The organism is Streptomyces lancefieldiae (assembly GCF_031845825.1).
Lineage (GTDB): Bacteria > Actinomycetota > Actinomycetes > Streptomycetales > Streptomycetaceae > Streptomyces > Streptomyces lancefieldiae.
The window spans coordinates 1-2,983 of the sequence record NZ_JAVRFH010000166.1; the positions used below are offsets into that span (position 1 = coordinate 1).

Consider the following 2,983-nt stretch of genomic DNA (forward strand, 5'->3'; position numbering starts at 1 on the left):
ACTGGGTTCCGCGGCCCAGCTGTACGTCGCGGGCGGCTTCGTGGACTGGGCGTCCCTGTTCGGCACGCGCCGGCGGGTGGACCTTCCGACGTACGCTTTCGAACGGCAGCGGTACTGGCTGAGCTCCTCGCACACCCCGGCGTCGGTGGAGGCGGCCGGGACGGAGCCGCCGGCCGAGGCGGACGCCCTCGTCCTCCTGCCGGACGCGCTCTCCACCCTCTCCGGCGGTGACGCGGAGGCGCTCGTGCTCGGCCACGTGCTCCAGAAGGTCGCCGTGGTGCTCGGACACTCCTCCGCGGAGGCCGTCGACCCGGACCAGGAATTCAAGGACATGGGGTTCGACTCGCTGCTGTCGGTGCGGCTGAGCAAGAGCCTCGCCGCTTCCACGGGACTGAAACTGAGGGGGAACCTGGTGCTGCGGTACCGGTCCCCGAGACGGGTCGCCGAGCACATCAGGTCCTCGATGGCCGGGTGCGATCCGCACTGATCTCTGTCCCCCGCCCTGCTCGCGCGCCGGACACCGCCTCCCGCCGCGGCGGGCCCGTGCCGTTGCTCCCTGTCATCCCTCACCCGCCACCCGCAGGCCCCCCACACCCTTCGTTCCCAGCTTCTCGAGACGATCAGGAATTCACGTGGACGAGATCCTCAGTACTCTTCTCTCCGAGGACGCGAGGCCGCAGGACGTAGCGGCGCTCCGCCTCCCGGAGTGCTACCGCGGCGCTGTGGTCCGCAAGGCGGAAACCGGACTGTTCGACGGAATGGCCACGGCCGACAAGGACCCTCGCAAGTCGCTGCACATTCAGGACGTCGAGGTGCCGTTGCCCTGCGCAGGGGAGGCGCTGGTCGCCGTCATGGCCTCCTCGGTGAACTACAACACCGTATGGTCGTCGATCTTCGAGCCGTTGCCGACCTTCGGGTTCCTGGAACGGTACGCCAGGCTCTCGCCGTTCACCGCCCGCCACGACCAGCCCTTCCACGTCGTCGGCTCCGACCTGGCCGGTGTGGTACTGCGCACCGGGCCGGGCGTGCACGCCTGGAAGCCCGGCGACCGCGTGGTCGCCCACTGCCTGTCCGTGGAACTGGAGTCGGCCGAGGGCCACAACGACACCATGCTCGACCCGGAGCAGCGGATCTGGGGCTTCGAGACCAACTTCGGCGGCCTGGCAGAGCTCGCACTTGTCAAGTCCAACCAGCTGATGCCCAAGCCGGAGCATCTCACCTGGGAGGAGGCCGCCGCGCCAGGCCTGGTCAACTCCACCGCCTACCGTCAGATGGTCTCCGCCAACGGCGCCCGGATGAAGCAGGGCGACAACGTCCTGATCTGGGGCGCGAGCGGCGGACTGGGCAGTTACGCCACGCAGTTCGCGCTGGCTGGCGGCGCCACCCCGATCTGTGTGGTCTCCACGCCGGAGAAAGCGGAGAGCTGCCGCCGGATGGGCGCGGAACTGATCATCGACCGCAACGCGGACGACTACCGATTCTGGAAGGACGAGCACACCCAGGATCCCAAGGAATGGAAGCGGTTCGGCAAGCGCATCCGCGAGCTCACCGGCGGCGAGGACGTGGACATCGTCTTCGAGCACCCGGGCAGGGAGACCTTCGGCGCGAGCGTCTACGTGACGCGCAAGGGAGGCACCATCGTCACCTGCGCGTCCACCTCCGGATACCACCACGAGTACGACAACCGCTACCTGTGGATGTCGCTGAAACGCATCATCGGCTCGCACTTCGCCAACTACCGCGAGGCGTGGGAGGCCAACCGCCTGATTGCCAAGGGCAAGATCCACCCGACGCTCTCCAAGGTCTACTCCCTGGAGGACACCGGCCAGGCCGCCTACGACGTCCACCGCAACCTGCACCAGGGCAAGGTCGGCGTACTGTGCCTGGCCCCCGAGGAGGGCCTGGGCGTGCGCGACGAGGCCAAGCGTGCGCAGCACATCGACGCCATCAACCGCTTCCGCACGGTGGAGGTGCCGGTCGCATGACCACCAGGCCTGCGCCGCCGACCGCAACCGCTCCCCGCGGACGTCGCGCGCGGGAACTGTCCCGCCGACGGGACACCGCGGAGCCTCCGCAGAGGGCCGTCCGGTGGGCGCCGCGTTTCTTGACCGGCTGATTCTCCGTCCGTGAGGGTGGGGGCGACCTGCGAATTCCCCCGTGTTCCGGACCTGTTTCCTCAAGGGGTTGATCCGTGTGCGCTCGTTCGGGGCGTCGTCCGCTCATGAAGGACTGTGGCTGGCGGAGGATGTGTCCGCCGACACGCTGAACCACGCGCTGACCATGTGGGACGTGGGCGGTGAACTGGACCCGGCGGTCATGGAGTCCGCGTTCCTCCACGTGATGGACGAGGCGGAGGTGCTGCGCGTCACCTTTCGGGACGAAGGCGACGGGCTGCGGCTGACGCCCCGAGACCTGGGGGACTGGCGGCCGTTCCTGCTCGACTTCGACTCGGAGGCCGATCCCGAACAGGCGGCGCGCGAGGCGCTGGCCGACATGCTGCGCGAACCGTTTGACCTGGGGCGGGACCTACTGTTCCGACTGGGCGTGGTGAGACTCGGGCCGGCCCGCTCGCTCGTCGTGCTCGCCTACCACCACCTCATCTCGGACGGTTTCGGTATGGGAGGCCTGCTGTCGCGGCGTCTCGCCGAGGTGTACACCGCGCTGGCGCGAGGGGAGAAGGTCCCGGAGCTGCCGCATCCGTGGGACGCCGAGTCGTTCGCGACCGAGGCGGCGCAGTACCGCGGCTCCCGGAAGCACACCGAGGACCGGCAGTTCTGGCAGGACTACCTGGCCGACGCGCCTGCGCCCGCGCAGGTTCCGCGGGTCACCCTGCCCGACTCGACGCGGGCCGTGCTCCGCGAGCCGATGAGCGATGCCGACCGCTGGGGGGAGCTGACTGAGCCCATCGGCATGGTCAGCCGCACGCTGACTGTTCCGCACGCCGAAGTGGTCGGGTGGACGCGGACCGCGAAGGACATGGACG

3 protein-coding genes are annotated in these 2,983 nt (G+C 69.2%); all 3 read left to right on the forward strand.

Features of this window, described 5'->3' with window-relative positions:
* Positions 1-487 (forward strand): acyl carrier protein (locus RM812_RS41210; protein ID WP_311586016.1); only part of this gene is annotated, 487 nt, incomplete at its 5' end.
* 145 nt (positions 488-632) lie between these two features.
* Positions 633-1,985, forward strand: a complete 1,353-nt coding sequence (gene ccrA, locus RM812_RS41215; protein WP_311586018.1) for a crotonyl-CoA carboxylase/reductase — start codon at positions 633-635, stop codon at positions 1,983-1,985.
* A gap of 262 nt (positions 1,986-2,247) precedes the next feature.
* A partial coding sequence (locus tag RM812_RS41220) for a condensation domain-containing protein (protein WP_311586020.1) occupies positions 2,248-2,983 on the forward strand: 736 nt, incomplete at its 3' end.